At 54.5% G+C, this 19,303-nt stretch carries 18 protein-coding genes; 9 read left to right on the top strand and 9 right to left on the bottom strand.

The features are described 5' to 3' along the window. Positions 1–72: 72 nt before the first annotated feature. The 5 genes from astE to astC are packed head-to-tail and all read right to left on the bottom strand — an operon-like array spanning position 73 to position 6,097. Positions 73–1,038 carry a succinylglutamate desuccinylase gene (astE, locus tag OGY71_RS12110; RefSeq protein WP_286613369.1) on the bottom strand — a complete coding sequence of 322 codons (966 nt, stop codon included), beginning with the start codon at positions 1,036–1,038 and terminating at the stop codon, positions 73–75. Next, positions 1,031–2,374, bottom strand: a complete 1,344-nt coding sequence (astB, locus tag OGY71_RS12105) for an N-succinylarginine dihydrolase (RefSeq protein ID WP_003832532.1) — start codon at positions 2,372–2,374, stop codon at positions 1,031–1,033. Before astB ends, astE begins: the two co-directional genes overlap by 8 nt. Next, positions 2,371–3,849, bottom strand: a complete 1,479-nt coding sequence (gene astD / locus OGY71_RS12100) for a succinylglutamate-semialdehyde dehydrogenase (protein ID WP_003832531.1) — start codon at positions 3,847–3,849, stop codon at positions 2,371–2,373. The genes astB and astD overlap by 4 nt, the downstream gene beginning before the upstream one ends. Then, a complete protein-coding gene (gene astA, locus OGY71_RS12095; protein ID WP_003832529.1) occupies positions 3,846–4,880 on the bottom strand; it encodes an arginine N-succinyltransferase in 1,035 nt (344 codons plus the stop codon). The genes astD and astA overlap by 4 nt, the downstream gene beginning before the upstream one ends. Further along, on the bottom strand, positions 4,877–6,097 hold the full coding sequence (gene astC / locus OGY71_RS12090; RefSeq protein ID WP_286613368.1) for a succinylornithine/acetylornithine transaminase: 1,221 nt from the start codon (positions 6,095–6,097) through the stop codon (positions 4,877–4,879). The genes astA and astC overlap by 4 nt, the downstream gene beginning before the upstream one ends. 444 nt (positions 6,098–6,541) lie before the next feature. Here astC and xthA point away from each other — a divergent pair, with 444 nt between their 5' ends. The 7 genes from xthA (at position 6,542) to OGY71_RS12055 (ending at position 13,673) form a co-directional block, all read left to right on the top strand. Further along, entirely contained in the window at positions 6,542–7,348 is an 807-nt protein-coding gene (xthA, locus tag OGY71_RS12085) for an exodeoxyribonuclease III (RefSeq protein ID WP_003030642.1), read from the top strand. Between the two features lie 223 nt (positions 7,349–7,571). Then, positions 7,572–8,228: a TVP38/TMEM64 family protein gene (locus OGY71_RS12080; RefSeq protein WP_170974252.1), complete on the top strand. Its 657-nt coding sequence runs from the start codon at positions 7,572–7,574 to the stop codon at positions 8,226–8,228. Beyond that, entirely contained in the window at positions 8,225–8,935 is a 711-nt protein-coding gene (locus OGY71_RS12075) for a TVP38/TMEM64 family protein (protein ID WP_063941485.1), read from the top strand. Before OGY71_RS12080 ends, OGY71_RS12075 begins: the two co-directional genes overlap by 4 nt. Before the next feature lie 32 nt (positions 8,936–8,967). Continuing rightward, positions 8,968–10,137: an ABC transporter substrate-binding protein gene (locus tag OGY71_RS12070; protein WP_003832516.1), complete on the top strand. Its 1,170-nt coding sequence runs from the start codon at positions 8,968–8,970 to the stop codon at positions 10,135–10,137. Further along, on the top strand, positions 10,110–11,645 hold the full coding sequence (locus OGY71_RS12065) for an ABC transporter permease family protein (protein ID WP_063941484.1): 1,536 nt from the start codon (positions 10,110–10,112) through the stop codon (positions 11,643–11,645). The genes OGY71_RS12070 and OGY71_RS12065 overlap by 28 nt, the downstream gene beginning before the upstream one ends. Continuing rightward, positions 11,645–12,277, top strand: coding sequence for an ATP-binding cassette domain-containing protein (locus OGY71_RS12060; protein ID WP_126956093.1), 633 nt, complete (start codon positions 11,645–11,647; stop codon positions 12,275–12,277). The genes OGY71_RS12065 and OGY71_RS12060 overlap by 1 nt, the downstream gene beginning before the upstream one ends. A gap of 88 nt (positions 12,278–12,365) precedes the next feature. Beyond that, positions 12,366–13,673, top strand: coding sequence for a sulfurtransferase (locus tag OGY71_RS12055; RefSeq protein WP_164562901.1), 1,308 nt, complete (start codon positions 12,366–12,368; stop codon positions 13,671–13,673). 100 nt (positions 13,674–13,773) lie between these two features. On the opposite strand, the gene OGY71_RS12050 is transcribed toward OGY71_RS12055, so the two are convergent. Beyond that, positions 13,774–14,397: a CDP-alcohol phosphatidyltransferase family protein gene (locus OGY71_RS12050; RefSeq protein ID WP_008784544.1), complete on the bottom strand. Its 624-nt coding sequence runs from the start codon at positions 14,395–14,397 to the stop codon at positions 13,774–13,776. Beyond that, positions 14,390–14,959, bottom strand: a complete 570-nt coding sequence (locus tag OGY71_RS12045; RefSeq protein WP_003832506.1) for a carboxymuconolactone decarboxylase family protein — start codon at positions 14,957–14,959, stop codon at positions 14,390–14,392. The genes OGY71_RS12050 and OGY71_RS12045 overlap by 8 nt, the downstream gene beginning before the upstream one ends. A gap of 79 nt (positions 14,960–15,038) precedes the next feature. Here OGY71_RS12045 and OGY71_RS12040 point away from each other — a divergent pair, with 79 nt between their 5' ends. Then, complete coding sequence (locus OGY71_RS12040; protein ID WP_126956334.1) at positions 15,039–15,452, top strand: pyrimidine (deoxy)nucleoside triphosphate diphosphatase; 414 nt, start codon at positions 15,039–15,041, stop codon at positions 15,450–15,452. Here OGY71_RS12040 and OGY71_RS12035 read toward each other — a convergent pair. After that, positions 15,412–15,687, bottom strand: a complete 276-nt coding sequence (locus OGY71_RS12035; protein ID WP_286613367.1) for a YnjH family protein — start codon at positions 15,685–15,687, stop codon at positions 15,412–15,414. The two genes, OGY71_RS12040 and OGY71_RS12035, sit on opposite strands and share 41 nt — an antisense overlap. Before the next feature lie 237 nt (positions 15,688–15,924). Here OGY71_RS12035 and gdhA point away from each other — a divergent pair, with 237 nt between their 5' ends. Further along, positions 15,925–17,268 carry an NADP-specific glutamate dehydrogenase gene (gene gdhA, locus OGY71_RS12030; RefSeq protein WP_148362077.1) on the top strand — a complete coding sequence of 448 codons (1,344 nt, stop codon included), beginning with the start codon at positions 15,925–15,927 and terminating at the stop codon, positions 17,266–17,268. An 88-nt stretch (positions 17,269–17,356) separates the two neighbouring features. On the opposite strand, the gene topB is transcribed toward gdhA, so the two are convergent. Next, positions 17,357–19,303 (bottom strand): DNA topoisomerase III, encoded by a 1,947-nt coding sequence (topB, locus tag OGY71_RS12025; protein ID WP_032934436.1) that lies wholly within the window; start codon positions 19,301–19,303, stop codon positions 17,357–17,359.

Raw genomic sequence — 19,303 nt, 5'->3', positions numbered from 1 at the left:
TAATCCGTAATAAATAAAAACAGCACGCAAAAATAAGCCCTAAAGGATAATCCTGCAGGGCGAATATATTGATCACAACTTTTCGAGCATCAATCCGGCACGTAAACCACAGGCCACGTTAGGGTTGGGAAAGAGAACGTATTCAACATCATGGGTGACGATAAAACGTTCATCTCCGTCCTGCGCCAGCAAGGTGCCTTCTTTAAAGGGGGTAAAGTTTAGCGTCTGGTTATCCATGTGGAGAATGAAATCATTGCTACGACGCGTGATTTGCGACACCACGCGATAACGCAGCGGGGATATTTCTCTCGTCGACACCCGTTCACCCCGCAGCAGTTTTTCCAGTGCGTCTGCCGTTTGTGCAAACTGGGTGAGATCGTTTTGTCCAAACGGCAGCGCTTTACCCAGTTCCAACGTACAGGCCAACGCACCAAAATGTTCCCCGCTAAAATGGGTGAACGTGCCGCCAGGCGTCTGATGGAAAACCAGCGCTTCCAGTCCCGCGTCTCCCAGCCATTCAAGGAAATCCTCGTCCCAGGCAACGTTGCGTTGTGGCAATACGCCAAAGCGCAGATGCTGTGAACCGCGAATCGCGGTGTGCAGATCCAGATGCCAGCGCACAGGCTCCTTTGCGCGCGAATAAAAATCTTCCAGACACAGCTCAAGCCCATGGGCTCGGTGCGTTTCTTCACTTGCGGTAAAAATCTGCCACCGACCGCCAAACATACGATTCAGGTCGCTATGACAATATCGTTTTCCCGCAGCCAGCGCCTGCGGGTTTCCCAGAATCACCAGCAGCCGCCATGTCAGTGTCAGCTCGCCGCTAAACAGCCTGGAAAGCAATGAAACGAGTATCTCTACCGGCGCGGTTTCATTGCCATGGATCCCCGCAGACAGCACCAGAGAATGTTCAACGGGTGCAAGCGGCGTCAGTTCCAGAATTCCGTGACCGATCCACTGCCAGTCAAAACCAAGAGTGGTTCCTTGCGTTTTCTCTGGAGTGGCGCCTGCGAGCGTGATCGCCAGAAAGTTATCCATGGCGCATCCCCTCCTGCTGGAAAGGATACACTGAGCCGAGGTTGAGCAATTGCGTCAGCGTATCCAGCGCTTCACGCCCCTCGCGCAACAGTTGTGGGTCGGCAAGGTCGGCAGCGGTAAGACGATCGCGATAGTAACGGTCAACCCAGTTATTCAACGTGTTAAACAGCGTGTCGTTCATGATAACCGCCGGATTCACCGCCTGCTGTTCCTGCGGAGTGAGCACCACTCTCAGGCGCAAGCATGCCGGACCACCGCCGTTGGACATACTTTCACGCAGATCGAATACCCGCAGGTCATCGATCGGATTGTCTTCCTCGAGAAGCCGGTTCAAATACCGCCACACGCCAGCATGCTCCCGACACTCCTGCGGCAGGACCAGCATCATCGAACCGTCACTACGACTCAGCAACTGACTGTTAAACAGATAAGTGGTCACGGCATCCTGCACCGACACTTCCGCTGTCGGGACTTCCAGCGGGGTAAAACCTGCCACCTGGCTGCGCAACTGCTCTAACAATGCCTGCTGTCTGACAAACGCCTGCTGATGACAAAACAGCACCTGGCGATTCGACACCGCAATCACATCGTTATGGAACACACCAAGATCGATAACGTCCGGGTTTTGCTGAGCAAAAATGCGCTGATGTGGGTTGACCTGATTCAGTCGCGCGACCGCCTCGCTGGCCTCACGGGATTGCCTTGCCGGATAGCGCTTCGGTTGGGATGCATTGCCTTCTTCACGACCGTAAACAAACAGCTGTACGCCGGGGTCACCGTAATCTCCACCCAGGCGGTTATGGTTTGCCGCCCCTTCATCGCCAAATAGCGCAACCTGGGGTAACGCACCGTGGACCGCAAAGCTATTCTCATCACGGAAAATCGCCCGTAACAATGCTTCGGTAGTAGGCGCTTCCAGTGAACGGTGGAACTTATTATTCAGATTCGCCACCGTCAGATGCACTTTCCCGTCCAGCGAGTCTGCCGAAGGGCAAACCGTCGCCGCATTCGCTACCCACATAGGCGATGCGGAGCTGGCACTGGAGAGCCAGTGAGGCGCCTGACGCGACACTTTATCCAGCACCTGTTCGTCACTGCCGCTAAAACCCAACTGACGCAGAACTGGAATATAAGGCCGCTCGTGGGGCGGGATCACCGCCTGAGGAAATCCTGCATCCGCCAGTGCTTTCATCTTTAGCAGACCTTGCTTTGCCGCCAGACGCGGGTTCGACACCTGAAATCGATGTTTGGTTGAGGCCTCATTACCAAATGACAATCCAGCATAGTGGTGAGTCAGTCCCACCAGACCATCAAAATTTACCTCACGGGCTTTCATAGCTTATCCTCGCGAGAAAAATCCAGTCCGGGGCTAAGCGCCGTTGGCAGCGTTAGGGCCGGGGATTCCAGACTTGCCATCGGCCAGGCGCAATAATCTGCGGCATACCACGCGCTGGCGCGATGGTTCCCGGAAGCGCCTACACCGCCAAACGGTGCGGTACTCGCAGCACCGGTTAACGGCTTATTCCAGTTGACGATCCCTGCCCGCGCCTCCAACAGTAGCTGTTCGAACTGGCCGCGATCGGGCGAAACTAACCCACACGACAATCCAAAGCGAGTGTTGTTCGCCATACGAATCGCATCATCAAAGCTGTCATAACGCCAGACGCCGAGCAGCGGACCGAAAACCTCCTCATCAGGTACGTTCCCCGCCCCGGTCAGTTCGATGATTCCAGGGGTCAGCAGTGACGTTCCGGCATTTACCAGACGTGGCGCTAACAGCGTACGGCCGCCCAACGACGCCAGACGCTGCCAGGCATCATAGACGTGTTGCGCTGCTTGTTCGGAAATTAGTCCACCCATAAATGGCTGCGGTTGTGCATCCCAGTTGCCGGGCATTAAACGCTGACTAACCTCCACCAGACGCGTCAGGAACGCATCACCCTGCGCGCCTTTTTTTACGAGCAGGCGGCGGGCACAGGTACAGCGCTGTCCGGCGGTGACAAATGCGGACTGAATGGTCAGATGCACTGCGGCATCAATATCTTCCGGATTCTCAATAATCAGCGGGTTGTTGCCCCCCATCTCCAGGGCAAGGATTTTTTCCGGCTGGCCGGATAACTGCTTATGCAGCTGATAACCGGTATTCGCACTGCCGGTAAACAGCAGGCCATCGAGGTCTTCCAGCGCACTCAGCGCCTGCCCCGTTTCACGTCCGCCCTGTACCAGATTCAGCACGCCCGGCGGCAACCCCGCCTGCTCCCACAGTTTTGTTACTGCTTCACCGGTCCACGGCGTCAACTCGCTGGGTTTGAAAATCAACGTATTGCCTGCCAGCAATGCCGGAACAATATGACCATTGGGTAAATGACCGGGGAAGTTATACGGACCAAAAACCGCCAGCACGCCGTGTGGGCGATGGCGCAACGTTGCCGCACCATCCGGTAGTTCACTGTGCTGCTCACCGGTACGGGCATGGTAAGCTTTGACGGAGATGGCGATTTTATTGATCATCGCCGTCAGTTCAGTCGCGGCTTCCCAATGAGGTTTTCCGGTTTCCTTGGCGATAATCTGAGTTAGCTCGGCTTTATTGCTTTCCAGCAATAAAGCAAACTTTTCAACAATAGTCTGGCGTGCGCTGAAAGGCTGTTTAGCCCAACCAGCAAAGGCTGCGCGTGCGGCCTGGCACGCTTGCGTCACCTGCGTTGCATCTGCATCATTACCGTGCCACAGCACATCACCGCTTACCGGGTTGGTTTTCACCCGAAGCTCGCCCAGCCCCGTCACCCAGTCACCGTTTATCCATAGTGTCATGCTGTTTTCTCCTCTGCACAAAGACGTACAAAACGTACATGGTCGCCAGCGTGGCATTTCAGGGCGTCCAGTTGCGCCGCCGTCAGCACCAGACGTTGGGTATCCGGGTCTGCGCGAACCAGCATGACGCGGAAGTTTTGATAGTTTTCATTGGCAACCAGACAGGCCGGATATTCGCCGGTTGCTGGCTGACCTTCCGCCACTTCCACCAGCCTGCTTTTACGAATAGCCCGAACCCGGTCAATATCGCATTCCAGCGTTGGCCCGCCGTCGAAAATATCGACATAGTTGCGGTAGCGAAATCCTTCTTTCTCCAGCACCGCCCGCGCCGGGGCAGTTTGCGGATGCACCTGACCAATCACGCCTTGCGCTTCATCAGACAGAAAATGGGTATAAATAGGATGCTTGGGCATCAGTTCAGCAATAAAGGCTTTCTGTCCTGTCCCGCAGAGAAAATCCGCCCGGCTGAACTCCATTGAGAAAAAGCGTTTACCGAGGCTTTGCCAGAACGGCGAGTAACCGTGCTCATCAATCACGCCGCGCATTTCGGCCACGACTTTCTCATTAAATCGGTCGCGAAAGGCCGCCATAAACATAAAGCGCGATTTTGACAGCAAATAGCCGTTGCCTTCTTTTCGCCAGTCCGGATCGAGAAACAGAGTACAAAGCTCGCTGCTACCTGTGTGATCGTTACTCAGAAACAACGTCGGCAGCGCGTTATAGACATTCAGCTCTTTCGAGGCGTGGACCAGGGTACCAACCCGGTAGTTGTACCAGGGATCGTTAAGCCCTACCGCCACCTCAATGGCGCAAATCCCGGCCACGGTTCCGCTGGTACTGTCTTCAAGCACAAACACATATCCCTGCTCACTTTTTGGCAACTCACCGCGCCAGGTTTGGAGTGAACGTTCGATACGCGCCATCAGCGTAGCTTCATTCGCCGGTAGCGAGGTCAACCCGCCGCCGGTCTTACTGGCAAGCTGCATCAACGCGGTGATATCCGCGCGTTCAATGGGACGAATCACCATCATGATGCCCCCCCTGCTTTAATGCGTTCGCAGGCCAGCGCAAAGCGATCCAGTCCGGTGGCGACTTCTTCTTCGCTGACGTTGAGCGCTGGCGCAAAACGCACCACGTTAGCGCCAGCGATCAGTACCATCACCCCGGCAACAGCCGCTTCTTGCGAGATGAGTTTCGCTTTCCCGGCAAATTCCGCGTTCAGCACGCAGCCGATCAGCAGTCCGAGTCCACGAATTTCACTAAACAGTCCAAAACGTTCGTTAATGGCGTTTATACGCTCCACAAACCAGTCGTGGCGCTGTTTTACTCCGTTGAGCACTTCTGGTGTATTCACAATTTCCAGCAATTTACCTGCCACCGCCGTCGCCAGCGGGTTTCCGCCGTACGTTGTACCATGTGTACCAACCGTCATCACACTGGCGCAACGCTCTGTCGCCAGCAGTGCGCCGATGGGGAAACCACCGCCCAGCGCTTTTGCTGTCGTCAGCAGATCCGGCGTCACGCCGTAGTGCATATAGGCATACAGCTCCCCGGTACGGCCAACGCCGGTCTGAACTTCATCAAAAATCAGCAGCGCATTATGGCGATCGCATAACTCACGTAACCCCTGCAAAAAGGCTTTTGTTGCCGGTACCACACCGCCTTCACCCTGCACAGGCTCCACGATAACCGCACAAGTAGTGTCATCAATCAGTTGGCTGGCAGAATCGAGATCGTTGTATACGGCATGACGGATATCCGGCGGCAGCGGCGCGAAATCCTGTGAGTAGGCAGGTTGTCCTCCGGCGCTGACGGTAAACAGCGTGCGGCCATGGAAAGCATTTTTAAACGCTACAATCCCGCTCTTCTGGCTGCCAAAACGATCGTGGGCATATTTACGCGCCAGTTTTAGTGCCGCTTCGTTGGCTTCTGCGCCGGAGTTACAGAAGAAAATACGCTCGGCGAAGGTGGCGTCAATCAGCTTTTTCGCCAGACGCAGTACCGGCTCGTTGGTGTAGCCATTTCCCGTATGCCAGAATTTGCTCGCCTGGTCGTTTAATGCCTCGCGCAATGCCGAGTGGGCGTGACCCAGCGCGTTAACCGCAATGCCTCCCGCGAAATCGATATACTCTTTACCCTGTTGATCCCACAGACGTGAACCTTCACCCCGCACCGGAATAAAAGGGGCCGGAGCATATACGGGCATCATCCATTCATCAAAATTTTCACGCGTAATTGACAGAGACATAGCGACCTCAACGGTAAATAAAAGGTTATTTATATGTTAATAAATATAGTGTTTGCGGTGTAAATGTAGATTGCAGGGTTCGTGCCAGCCAGCGAAAAAAGTGCATAAACGGAGGTCGATGACGGAATATCAACAGGTTACAACGTGGCGATATTCACTGCATGTGCATATAAAGTGAATACGTTTGCACATCAGGCGACTAAACAGAGGAAAAAACGCAGTTTTATTCAGTCGCCAAATATAATTCTGGAATTGTGATCGTATACGAAATTTTTCGGAAATTATTGCTCCATTCCGACGCGCTTCGCGCCAAAACGGTGCAGTTTTTGCTCCATCGTTAACACCATTAGCAATCATTGTTGGAATCAGGTGACAAGAAGCAGTCAGCCTGCAGAAATTCTGCTACCATCCTTGCACTATTCATCTTGCAAAGTGGCAGCGACTATGAAATTTGTCTCTTTTAATATCAACGGCCTGCGTGCCCGTCCCCATCAACTGGCAGCCATTGTCGAAAAACACCAACCGGATGTTATTGGCTTACAGGAGACAAAAGTCCACGACGATATGTTCCCTCTCGAAGAGGTAGCAAAGCTCGGTTACAACGTCTTTTATCACGGCCAGAAAGGTCATTACGGCGTGGCGTTGTTAACGAAAGAAACGCCAATTGCGGTACGTCGTGGCTTCCCGGGCGATGACGAAGAAGCGCAGCGTCGTATCATCATGGCAGAAATTCCGTCCCCTCTGGGCAGCATCACGGTGATCAACGGCTATTTCCCGCAGGGCGAAAGCCGTGACCATGAAACCAAATTCCCGGCCAAAGCCGCGTTTTATCAGAACCTGCAAAACTATCTGGAGACTGAACTGAAGCGCGACAATCCGGTATTGATCATGGGCGATATGAATATTAGCCCAACCGATCTCGATATCGGCATTGGCGAAGAAAACCGTAAACGCTGGCTGCGTACCGGTAAATGTTCCTTCCTGCCGGAGGAGCGTGAGTGGATGGAACGCCTGCTGGGCTGGGGTCTGGTGGATACTTACCGTCACGCAAATCCTGAAAAGAATGACCAGTTCTCGTGGTTCGACTATCGCTCAAAAGGCTTTGACGATAACCGTGGCCTGCGTATCGATCTGCTGCTGGCGAGCAACCCATTGGCGGAACGCTGCGAAGAAACCGGCATCGACTATGAAATTCGCAGCATGGAAAAACCGTCCGACCATGCGCCTGTATGGGCTAAATTCCGCGTCTGACCTTCTGCGTCTTTTTACTCTCCAGGCCCGGTCTGGAGAGTCTGTTTATTCTGTGCAAAATCAATAAAGTGACGGTAATACATTGTTACGGCCGGGAATTTATTATATCTTCGCGCGCGCTTTTCGCTGATGAAAATGCTCCATTGCACTCGGTTTTACAGGAGAACCCCCATGAAAAAGAAGTTCGCATAAAGCAGAATACCGGCTGCTGATTGTCGCGGTCCTGTTCTGCGTTCTGGCGGGAGTTTTCCATCATTATGGTCTGACCGACCTGATAACCAATTTCCATCATTTACAAGACGTCATCCGCCAAAGCGGTATGTTCGGCTATACGCTTTATATCCTGCTTTTTATTGTTGCTGCGCTGTGTCTGATTCCAGGCAGCATCCTGGTGATCGTCGGCGGTGTGCTGTTTGGCCCCGTGGCTGGGACGCTTATCTCGTTAGTGGCCGCAACCGTGGCCTCAGCGCTGTCGTTTTTGCTGGCTCGCTGGCTTGGACGGGATCTACTACTGAAATACGTTGGGCACACGGCGACGTTTCAGGCTATCGAAAAAGGCATTGCCCATAGCGGAGTAGACTTTCTGATCCTGACCCGGCTCGTGCCGCTGTTCCCCTATAATATTCAAAATTACGCCTATGGGCTGACGGCCATTCCGTTCTGGTCATTTACCGTAATATCGGCACTTACCACCTTACCCGGCATCTTTATCTATACGCTGATGTCGCATGAACTCGCCAGCGAAGGCATTACCCTGGTATTCATCGGTAAGCTCAGCGTGGCAGGGCTGGCGTTATTCGCCCTCGTTCAGGCAGCCAAAGCCTGGGCCCGATATAAGCATATCGATCCGTCAGCCAACCATGAGTGTACAGGTAAATGATAAAACGGAATAAAGCGCGGCTGGCTCGCTATTACCGGGTGGGTTTGATTGCTCTGCTACTGCTCGGGCTAATGGCATGGGCATGGATACCTGGCGTGAGTGATTTTCTCCACGGCAGCCTGGCAGCATTTACCACACTCGATCAGCATGCTCTGGAAAACTTTATTCGTTCTTATGGAACCCAGGCGGCGGTGGTGTCGTTCTTCCTGATGATCTTACAGGCCATCGTTGCACCGCTTCCTGCGTTTGTGATCACGTTTGCCAATGCCTCGCTGTTTGGCGCATTTTGGGGCGGCGTACTATCCTGGAGCAGCGCAATGGCAGGTGCGGCGCTGTGCTTTTTTATTGCCCGCATTTTAGGTCGCGGTGCGGTAGAAAAGCTGACCGGAAAAACGGTGCTGAACAATATGGACGCTTTTTTCGAGCGCTATGGTAAGCACACTATTCTGGTCTGCCGCCTGTTACCTTTTGTGCCGTTCGACCCGGTAAGCTACGCGGCAGGCCTGACCTCAATTCGTTTTCGCCATTTTTTCATCGCCACCGGCATCGGACAGTTACCCGCCACTATCGTCTACTCATGGGCGGGAAGCCTGTTAACCGGCGGCACATTTTGGTTTGTGACGGGTCTGTTTGTCCTGTTTGCCCTTAGCGTGGTGATATCGGTGGCGAGAAGCCTTTATCTTGAGCGCCAACGGAAAAAAAGCTGAGACCTTCCCCCATTTTTAACCATGGAGATATTATGCGTTACTGCTTATTGTGTCTGAGTTTGTTGCTCTGCCCGCTGGCGACGTTTGCCCAGGACGCCAGCTGGCAACAAATCAAAAATGACGCCCGTGGTCAAACGGTGTGGTTCAACGCCTGGGGTGGCGACAATGCAGTTAACCAGTATCTCGACTGGGTTAGCGGCGAGATGAAAACGCACTACGACATTAACCTGAAAATCGTGCGCCTGGCAGACGCTGCCGATGCCGTAAAACGCATCCAGACGGAAGCGGCATCCGGGCGAAAAACCGGCGGCTCTGTCGATTTACTGTGGGTTAACGGCGAAAACTTCCGTACGCTAAAAGAAGCCGGGCTACTGCAAACCCAGTGGGCGCAAACGCTGCCTAACTGGCGCTATGTTGATACACAAAAACCGGTGACCGAAGATTTCTCCGTTCAAACAGAGGGGGCTGAATCACCGTGGGGCGGTGCCCAACTCACTTTTATTGCCCGGCGCGATCTTACCGCGCAGCCGCCACAATCTCCGCAGGCACTGTTTAAATTCGCGCAGGCGCACCCTGGCACGGTGACCTATCCACGCCCGCCCGACTTTACTGGAACGGCTTTTCTTGAGCAGTTGCTAATTTCGCTCACCACCAAACCACAGGCATTGAAAGTTGCGCCAGATACAGCGACATTCGCCGAAGTTACCGCGCCATTGTGGCAGTATCTTGATACTTTGCATCCTGTACTTTGGCGTGAAGGCAAAGATTTTCCGCCCACGCCAGCACGAATGGATGCACTGCTCAATAGCGGTACCCTGCGTTTATCATTGACCTTTAACCCGGCCCACGCGCAGCAAAAAGTGGCGAGCGGCGAATTGCCTAAAAGCAGTTACAGTTTTGGTTTCTCACAGGGCATGCTCGGCAACGTGCACTTTGTTGCCATTCCGGCGAATGCCCACGCCAGTGCCGGAGCAAAAGTCGTGGCAAACTTCCTGCTTTCTCCTGAAGCACAACTGCGCAAAGCTGACCCGGCTGTCTGGGGAGATCCTTCGGTGCTTGATCCACAAAAATTGCCTGACGAACAGCGTGATGCGCTGCTGGCGCGGATCCCACAGGGGCTCCCTGCCGTGTTGCCAGAACCGCATGCAGCCTGGGTAAACGCTCTGGAACAAGAATGGTTACGCCGCTACGGTACGCATTAATTCTGCTACTCTGGGCCATCATGGCGGCAGTTTATCTGCCGTTGGCGCCAGCGGCATGGTCTCTGATAACACCGGCGCTTAGTACCACACACTGGCTGGCGCTCTTTGCCGATCCTCAACTCCCGCAGGCGTTACTGGCAACACTGGTTTCCGTCGGCCTCGCGGCTGGGGGCGCGCTGATCATCGCGCTGCTGGCGATCCTCGCCTTGTGGCCCGGCGCAGGCTGGGTACGTCTATATACGCGTCTTCCGTGGCTGCTGGCAATTCCGCACGTTGCCTTCGCCACCAGCGTGCTGTTGGTTTTTGCTGAAGGCGGCATACTTTGGCAATGGCTCCCGTTCCTCAGCCCACAGCCGGACCGCTACGGCATTGGACTTGGCGTAACGCTGGCGGTGAAAGAGAGCGCTTTTTTGTTATGGATTCTCTCGGCCCTACTGAGTGAGAAACAACTTTCTCAGCAGGTTATCGTATTGGATTCGCTGGGTTACAGCCGACTGCAATGCCTGAACTGGCTGGTTCTGCCCGCTATCGGCCCGGCATTAGGTAAAGCTATGCTGGCGATTGTTGCCTGGTCACTCTCCGTTGTTGATGTGGCAATCGTTCTTGGCCCCGGCAATCCGCCAACGCTTGCCGTATTGAGCTGGCAGTGGCTCAGTCAGGGCGACGTAGAACAGCAGGCGAAAGGCGCACTTGCCAGTCTGTTACTGGTGCTGTTGCTCCTTGTTATCGCGCTGGTGGGTTATCTGCTCTGGCGTGCCTGGCGACATACTATTCCGGCAGTAAACGGTGAACGCCAGCATTTTTCATCTATGACAATCGCACGCCCGCTGGTACAGATTTTGCCCGTCAGCGGTGTGGTATGCGCGCTGGTACTGGCGCTTATCGCCAGCTATTCCTCGCTAAACAACGAGGCGCTCAACAATAGCCTGCAACTGGGGCTCCTTTCCAGCGTGCTGGCGCTACTGATACTTTTTGCCTGGCTGGAATGGGGTCCACAAACCGGACACCGCTGGGTCTGGCTACCGCTCATTTTGCCTGCGCTACCACTGGTAACCGGACAATATCTGCTGGCGTTAGATGCCGAACAAGATGGACTGATGACGACCATTATCTGGGGCCACCTGCTGTGGGTGATGCCCTGGATGCTATTTGTGCTTAAACCGGCTTGGCAGCGCATTGACCCACGATTAATTTTGATTGCGCAAACCCTGGGCTGGACGCGGGGGCGGATATTCTGGCTGGTGAAATGCCCGCAGCTGGCGCGCCCGGCATTGATTGCCTTCGCGGTTGGCTTCTCAGTTAGTATCGCCCAGTATATGCCAACGCTGTGGCTAGGTGCCGGACGCTATCCCACGTTCACCACCGAAGCGGTGGCATTAAGCAGCGGCGGTAGCAGTGCGATTCTGGCAACACAAGCGTTGTGGCAGCTGCTTTTACCACTGCTCGTTTTCGCACTTGCAGCCTTTCTCGCCGCGTGGATCGGCCGCTTTCGACAAGGACTCCGCTAATGCTTACCGTACGAGGCGTTTCGTTGTACCAGGGCGTGAAAGCGCTGGTGAAAGACGTTAATTTTCAGGTTAACAAAAGTGACATCGTCACAATTATGGGACCTTCCGGCAGCGGGAAATCTTCGCTGTTTTCATGGATGATCGGGGCGTTGCCTCCCCAGTTTCAGGCCTCAGGCGAACTGTGGCTTAATGAACGACGCATCGATACGTTACCTACCGCGCAGCGCCAGATTGGTATTTTGTTCCAGGATGCGCTGCTGTTTGACCATTTCAGCGTTGGGCAGAATTTACTGCTGGCCTTACCCGCCAGCCTGCAAGGTCCCGCCAGACGCCATGAGATTGAATGCGCTCTCGCACGCGCTGACCTGGCAGGTTTTTATTCGCGCGATCCGGCGTCACTCTCCGGCGGACAACGCTCGCGTGTCGCCCTGCTCCGTGCACTACTGGCGCAGCCCCAGGCACTGTTACTCGATGAACCCTTTAGCAGGCTGGATGCGTCGCTACGCGATAACTTTCGCCAATGGGTCTTCACCGAGGTGCGTAAGCTGGGGATCCCGGTGGTACAGGTGACCCATGACGCGCAGGACGTGCCGCCTGCAGGCCGCGTATTTCAGATGGAAAACTGGGCGTGAATGTGTCGATATGCTGCGTTAACGCAAGGTTTTTACGTAACTGGCGGCACAGAATGTCGTCTTCTTTTTTTCAATGTCGGGCTATTCGATGAAACGTGTTTCTCAAATGACCGCGCTGGCACTGGCTTTAGGGCTCGCTTGCGCTTCTTCCTGGGCTGCTGAAACAGCACAGGCGCTCACCCTCAACCAGTTACAGCAAAAGCAAGGCGCGGCGATCGATACCCGTCAGAGCGCTTTTTACAACGGTTGGCCACAATCGCTCAATGGTCCTTCAGGACACGAACCTTCCGCACTGAATCTGTCTGCTGCCTGGCTCGACAAGATGAATGATGAACAACTCAGCGCCTGGGTTAAGTCACATCAACTTAAGACCGACGCTCCGGTGGCGCTGTATGGCAGTGATAACGACATGCAGGCCGTTAAATCCCGTCTGCAAAAAGTTGGCTTTAACCATATCTCAACCCTCAGCGATGCGCTGACAGATCCTGCGCGTCTGCAACGTCTGCCGCACTTCGAACAGTTGGTTTACCCACAGTGGCTGCACGAACTTCAGCAGGGTAAAGACGTGACTGCCAAACCAGCGGGTAACTGGAAAGTGATTGAAGCCGCCTGGGGCGCGCCGAAGTTGTATCTGCTCAGCCACATCCCCGGCGCGGGTTACATTGATACCAATGAAGTTGAAAGCGAACCGCTGTGGAATAAGGTTTCCGATGAGCAGCTTAAAGCGATGCTGGCGAAACACGGTATCCGCCACGACACCACGGTAATTTTATACGGCCGCGATGTCTATGCCGCCGCACGCGTGGCACAAATTATGTTGTACGCAGGCGTGAAAGACGTTCGTCTGCTCGACGGCGGTTGGCAAACCTGGTCCGACTCAGGTTTACCGGTCGAACGCGGCACTCCGCCAACGGTGAAACCAGAACCTGATTTCGGCGTGAAAATCCCTGCCCAGCCGCAGCTGATGCTCGATACGGAACAGGCTCGCGGTCTGCTGCATCGCCAGGATGCGTCTTTAGTAAGCATTCGTTCATGGCCTGAATTTGTCGGTACTACCAGCGGCTACAGCTACATTAAGCCAAAAGGTGAGATCGCAGGCGCACGTTGGGGCCACGCGGGCAGCGACTCCACCCACATGGAAGATTTCCATAACCCGGATGGCACCATGCGCAGCGCGGATGACATCGCCGCCATGTGGAAGCAATGGAATATCCTGCCGAATCAACAGGTCTCTTTCTATTGCGGTACCGGCTGGCGTGCTTCAGAAACGTTTATGTATGCCCGCGCGATGGGCTGGAAAAACGTCTCTGTTTACGATGGTGGCTGGTACGAGTGGAGCAGCAATCCGAAAAACCCGGTCGCCAGCGGTGAACGGGGTCCGGACGCCAGCAAGTAAGACTGGCATTATTGCCGGATGCGGCGAGAACGCTTTACCCAGCCTGGATATATCATCGTTGTAGGCCGGATAAGCGAAGCGCATCCGGCAACGCATTACCTTACGCCTGACGCTGAACGGTTTTCAGCGTCAGATATCCGCTCCAGATCCGGGTGAACGTTGTCATCCAGCACAGCGCGCCAAAGACCCACGCCAGCACGGCAAAATAGTCCGGGAACAGACACCCCAACACAAACAGCAAAATCGTCTCAGTTCCTTCGGTTAATCCACCCAGATAATAAAACGATTTATGCGCGTAACCGGGGTTATCAATCTGATGTTTTGCTGCCAGTGCGGCGAAAGCCAGAAAGCTGCTACCGGTGCCAATAAACGCGAACAACAGCCAACTGCCTGCCAGCGCATTCTGCGCCGGAGCGGCAAGAATAAAACCAAACGGCACAAGGGCGTAAAACAAAAAATCGAGCGAGATATCGAGAAATCCGCCGGCGTCGGATAGTCCTCTGCGCCGCGCCAGCGCCCCATCCAGTCCGTCAAACAACCGATTGAGTACAATGGCCACCAGCGCCGCCAGATACCAGCCTAACGCCAGAAATGGCAACGCCAGCACGCCAATGGCAAATCCGACCAGCGTAAGTCCGTCCGGGGTAATCGCCGGTTTATCGATAATACCTACGCACCGATGCAACAGCGGTTTTAATCGTGGATGAAGATGGCGGTCAAGCATGCGGGCGTCCTTTAAAACTGTCACACAGTCCCTGCGAGGGAATATCGAGAGCGGCATTAAAACGCGCCGAGAGATTTTGAAACGCAATCAGCGCGGTCATTTCCGTAATGGCAACATCGGTAAAATGCTGCTTCATCTGCGCTTTCAGCGCATCGTCAACCTGTGGAGGCGTTGCGGTAACCGCATCGGCATAGGCCAGCGCTACGCGTTCTTCAGCGCTAAACAGCGTCGAATCTTGCCAGTTGACAACCTGCATGACTTTATCCAGCGCGCCACAGCGTTCTGCCAGCCGTAAACTATTCGCATCAACACAGAAAGCACAGTGGCAGACCTGAGAAACGCGGGTCATCAACAGCGCGCGCATCACCGGCGTTAAGCGCGCCTTTTTACGCTCCAGAAACCCGACAAACAGCGCCACCAGCCAGAACAGAAACGGCATCCGCCCCCACCAGCGCGTGGGATGCAGCACATCGCCATAATGTTTTTTCTGCGTGGCAACGAGCGGTTTTAAACTGGAAGGGATACGCGTTAACGGCTTTACCCACGACTGAGGTTCGTTCAACGGTGACTCCTGAATACTTTAGGTAAAACAAAGATAACGATAGTATGTCATTTTCTGCTGTTAGATCTTGATGAATATGATGAAAACCCTCGACGTGGTCGCCGCTATCATTGAACGTGATGGCAAAATTTTACTGGCTCAGCGTCCGCTTCATGCGGATCAGTCAGGCATGTGGGAGTTTGCCGGGGGTAAGGTTGAGCCGGGCGAAAGTCAGCCCGAAGCGCTGATCCGTGAATTGCGTGAAGAGTTGGGCATTGAGGCGGTCGTGGGGCGCTACATTGCCAGTCATCAACGCGAGGTTTCAGGCCGATTGATTCACCTGCATGCCTGGCATGTACCGTCTTTTCAGGGGGAATTGAGAGCGTTTGAACATCAGGATATCGTCTGGTGCTCACCTGAAGAGGCGCTGCGTTATCCACTGGCGCCCGCCGATATCCCGTTGTTAGAGGCGTTTATCCTTTTACGCGCCGCCAGACCAGCGGATTCGTGCTGATCGTTTTATCATCGCGCTGGCACTGCAACAGAACGCCATCGGCTTTAATCACCGCCCCTTCAGAGTAGTTTTGATCCTGATAAATACAGCACTGACTACAGGGCTGTGCCCGTTGACCGCTGGAACTGAACACTTCCGGCGGTACATTCACCTGCACATCCGGGCGATAAAGCTGATTTGCCAGCGTCGCGCTGGACACCAGAACCAACGCTCCTGCCATGATTGAACGGCGCATTGTGTTTCCTTTTTAACTGACATTTATGCTCAGTATAACGGTATAAATCGGCAGAAACTTTAGTCCCTTCCATCATCGTTTTTGGTTATGACCCACGGCGCAATATTAATTTACTTAGCGGGGTTAATTTTTTCTTGCGTCACGTCACACTGCTGATGGTATAGTCAAAAACTGCACAACACATAACATAAATATCAAAAATATAACCATATCAATACATAAGAGGTTCTTATATCTATGGATCAGACATGTTCTCTGGAGTCATTTCTCAACCATGTGCAAAAGCGCGACCCGAATCAGACCGAGTTCGCGCAAGCCGTTCGTGAGGTAATGACGACGCTGTGGCCCTTTCTTGAGCAGAACCCGCGTTATCGTCAGATGTCGTTGCTGGAACGTCTGGTTGAACCGGAGCGCGTGATCCAGTTCCGCGTAGTTTGGCTGGACGATCGCAATCAGGTGCAGGTCAACCGCGCGTGGCGCGTACAGTTTAGCTCTGCCATTGGCCCGTACAAAGGCGGTATGCGTTTCCACCCTTCCGTGAACCTGTCTATCCTGAAATTCCTGGGTTTCGAGCAGACCTTTAAGAACGCCCTCACCACGCTGCCAATGGGCGGTGGTAAAGGCGGGAGCGATTTCGATCCGAAAGGTAAAAGCGAAGGCGAAATCATGCGTTTCTGCCAGGCACTGATGACCGAACTGTTCCGCCATTTAGGTCCTGATACCGACGTCCCGGCGGGCGATATCGGCGTGGGTGGTCGTGAAGTCGGCTTTATGGCCGGGATGATGAAAAAACTGTCCAACAACAGCGCCTGCGTCTTTACCGGTAAAGGTCTCTCTTTTGGCGGCAGCCTGATCCGCCCGGAAGCCACCGGCTACGGTCTGGTGTACTTCACCGAAGCAATGCTCAAACGCCATGGTCTGGGCTTTGAAGGCATGCGCGTGGCGGTTTCTGGCTCCGGCAACGTAGCGCAATTCGCCATTGAGAAAGCCATGGAGTTTGGCGCGCGGGTAGTTACCGCCTCTGATTCCAGCGGTACCGTGGTTGACGAAAGCGGATTTACTAAAGAAAAACTGGCGCGTCTGTGTGCGATCAAAGACAGCCGTGACGGTCGCGTGGCGGATTACGCCCGTGAGTTTGGTCTGACCTATCTGGAAGGCAAACAACCGTGGTCGGTTCCGGTCGACATCGCCCTGCCGTGCGCCACTCAGAACGAACTGGATGTCGATGCAGCGCGCGTACTGATCGCCAACGGCGTGAAAGCTGTCGCCGAAGGGGCAAACATGCCGACCACTATCGAGGCCACAGATCTGTTCCTCGAAGCGGGCGTACTGTTCGCACCGGGTAAAGCCGCAAACGCCGGTGGCGTAGCGACATCCGGTCTGGAAATGGCGCAAAACGCCGCTCGTCTGGGCTGGAAAGCGGAGAAAGTGGATGCGCGCCTGCACCACATCATGCTGGATATTCACCATGCCTGCGTTGAATACGGCGGCGAAAGCAAGCATACCAACTACGTACGTGGTGCCAACATCGCGGGCTTCGTGAAGGTTGCCGACGCGATGCTGGGTCAGGGCGTGATTTAATATTGTCTCTGCAGGCCACTAAGCCGGATTAGGCACGGGTGCCGCATCCAGCTAAGCCTGATGCGCTATGCTTATCAGGCCAACAAACTTACAGGCCCGCCTCTTCAGAAGGCGGGCTTTTTTTCGCCGGACGTTTACGCGGCGCGCTTTTTTTCTTATCGCTACCACTACCGCCAGGTGCAGCAATTCCACGAAAGCGTCGTACCGGTGTGCTGCGCGCCTGATCGATAAGCTGATACAGCGTCCCCACCAGCGGCTGCATGAAATCCTGATAGCGACACTGCTTTTCGCTGATTTGGGTCAGGATAGATTCCCAGTGCGCGGTCATGTCCGGGCGCGTCGCCATTTCTGGCAGCGAGTGGAACAGCGCTTTTCCCGCGTCAGTCGAATGGATATAACGTCCTTTTTTCACCAGGAACCCGCGCTTAAACAGCAGCTCGATAATTCCGGCGCGCGTCGCTTCCGTACCTAAACCATCCGTTGCGCGCAGGATCTTTTTCAGATCTTTATCCTGCACGAATCGCGCAATCCCGGTCATCGCTGACAGCAGAGTTGCATCAGTAAAGTGCCGCGGGGGCTGGGTCTGACGTTCAACTACTTCGCCTTTTTCGCACAGCAGTTCGTCATCTTTTGCCACCACCGGCAGCGGCGTCCCGTCATTATCTTCGTCGCGCTCTTTGTTGCCGAGCAGCGTGCGCCATCCGGCTTCCGCCAGAAAACGGGCTTTGGCGACAAACTTGCCTTTGGCGATGTCCAGCTCAATAACGCACTTCCTGAATACCGCATCTGCGCAAAATTGCATCAGATACTGACGGGCAATCAGGTTGTAAATTTTCGCTTCGTTGTCATTCAGGTTGATGGACGAACTGCGCGCGGTAGGAATGATGGCGTGGTGCGCATCCACTTTTTTGTCGTCCCAACAGCGATTTCGCGTATCGGGATTGACCGCCGGCTGCGGGAGCAGATCCGGCGCATGGACGCTAATCGCGTTCAGTACCGCGTGACGCCCGGCAAAGTGTTCTTCCGGCAGATAACGGCTATCCGAACGCGGATAGGTAATCAACTTATGGGTTTCATACAGTTTCTGGCAGATATCCAGAACGTTTTGCGCACTTAAACCGAAGCGCTTCGCCGCTTCAATCTGCAACGCAGACAGCGAGAACGGCAACGGCGCGGATTCTGATTCCCGTTTATCGTTATAGCTGGTGACTATCGCCGGTTGACCGTTAATGCGGTTCACCACGTGTTCAGCCAGCGTGCGATTCAGCAAGCGCCCTTCTTCATCCTGATACGGCTCACACGCTTCGCTCGGCTGCCAGATAGCGGTAAACCGCTCATCGGCAGGCGTTACGATATGCGCTTTCACTTCGAAGAAGTCTTTGGCGACGAAGTTCTCTATCTCTTCATCGCGACGTACAACCAGCCCGAGCACCGGCGTTTGTACGCGCCCGACCGAAAGTACGCCCTGATAACCCGCGTTACGTCCAAGAATGGTGTAAGCGCGCGTCATATTGATACCGTACAACCAGTCCGCACGCGCTCGCGCCAGTGCCGACACGCACAGCGGGATAAACTCACTGTTGGCGCGCAGCCGCTCAATAGCCCGCTCAACGGCCTGCGGGTTGAGGTCGTTAATCAGACAACGCTGCACCTTCTGGCGCTTTTCAGGTGCCAGTTGCAGGTAATCCAGCACTTCATCCACCAGCAGTTGCCCTTCACGATCGGGGTCACCGGCGTGAATAACTTCGCTGGCTTCATGCAAAAAGCGCTTAATGACGTTGAGCTGTTTGGTCACCGAGGGGCGCGGTTGCAGTTGCCACTTTTCCGGGACAATCGGCAGATCGACCAGACTCCAGCGAGCATAACGACTGTCGTAGGCATCCGGCTGCGCCTGTTCAAGCAGGTGACCAATACACCAGGTCACCACTTGTCCATTTCCGCATTCGATAAAACCATCGCCTTTGCGATGCGGCTTCGGCAGCACATCGGCGATAGCACGCGCCAGACTTGGTTTTTCGGCAATAAACAACCGCAT

Source organism: Citrobacter sp. Cpo109, assembly GCF_030332565.1.
Lineage (GTDB): Bacteria > Pseudomonadota > Gammaproteobacteria > Enterobacterales > Enterobacteriaceae > Citrobacter > Citrobacter portucalensis.
This window is presented reverse-complemented; position numbering and strand designations above follow the sequence as displayed.

What these genes read in the sequence shown, in the direction of transcription:
- astB (WP_003832532.1), bottom strand. Translation starts at nt 2,374, where the DNA reads ATGAAAGCCCGTGAGGTAAATTTTGATGGTCTGGTGGGACTGACTCAC.
- OGY71_RS12060 (WP_126956093.1), top strand. Translation starts at nt 11,645, where the DNA reads ATGCTTACCGTACGAGGCGTTTCGTTGTACCAGGGCGTGAAAGCGCTG.
- topB (WP_032934436.1), bottom strand. Translation starts at nt 19,303, where the DNA reads ATGCGGTTGTTTATTGCCGAAAAACCAAGTCTGGCGCGTGCTATCGCC.
- astC (WP_286613368.1), bottom strand. Translation starts at nt 6,097, where the DNA reads ATGTCTCTGTCAATTACGCGTGAAAATTTTGATGAATGGATGATGCCC.
- gdhA (WP_148362077.1), top strand. Translation starts at nt 15,925, where the DNA reads ATGGATCAGACATGTTCTCTGGAGTCATTTCTCAACCATGTGCAAAAG.
- OGY71_RS12070 (WP_003832516.1), top strand. Translation starts at nt 8,968, where the DNA reads ATGCGTTACTGCTTATTGTGTCTGAGTTTGTTGCTCTGCCCGCTGGCG.
- OGY71_RS12075 (WP_063941485.1), top strand. Translation starts at nt 8,225, where the DNA reads ATGATAAAACGGAATAAAGCGCGGCTGGCTCGCTATTACCGGGTGGGT.
- astA (WP_003832529.1), bottom strand. Translation starts at nt 4,880, where the DNA reads ATGATGGTGATTCGTCCCATTGAACGCGCGGATATCACCGCGTTGATG.
- astD (WP_003832531.1), bottom strand. Translation starts at nt 3,849, where the DNA reads ATGACACTATGGATAAACGGTGACTGGGTGACGGGGCTGGGCGAGCTT.
- OGY71_RS12050 (WP_008784544.1), bottom strand. Translation starts at nt 14,397, where the DNA reads ATGCTTGACCGCCATCTTCATCCACGATTAAAACCGCTGTTGCATCGG.
- xthA (WP_003030642.1), top strand. Translation starts at nt 6,542, where the DNA reads ATGAAATTTGTCTCTTTTAATATCAACGGCCTGCGTGCCCGTCCCCAT.
- OGY71_RS12055 (WP_164562901.1), top strand. Translation starts at nt 12,366, where the DNA reads ATGAAACGTGTTTCTCAAATGACCGCGCTGGCACTGGCTTTAGGGCTC.
- OGY71_RS12040 (WP_126956334.1), top strand. Translation starts at nt 15,039, where the DNA reads ATGAAAACCCTCGACGTGGTCGCCGCTATCATTGAACGTGATGGCAAA.
- OGY71_RS12035 (WP_286613367.1), bottom strand. Translation starts at nt 15,687, where the DNA reads ATGCGCCGTTCAATCATGGCAGGAGCGTTGGTTCTGGTGTCCAGCGCG.
- astE (WP_286613369.1), bottom strand. Translation starts at nt 1,038, where the DNA reads ATGGATAACTTTCTGGCGATCACGCTCGCAGGCGCCACTCCAGAGAAA.
- OGY71_RS12065 (WP_063941484.1), top strand. Translation starts at nt 10,110, where the DNA reads ATGGTTACGCCGCTACGGTACGCATTAATTCTGCTACTCTGGGCCATC.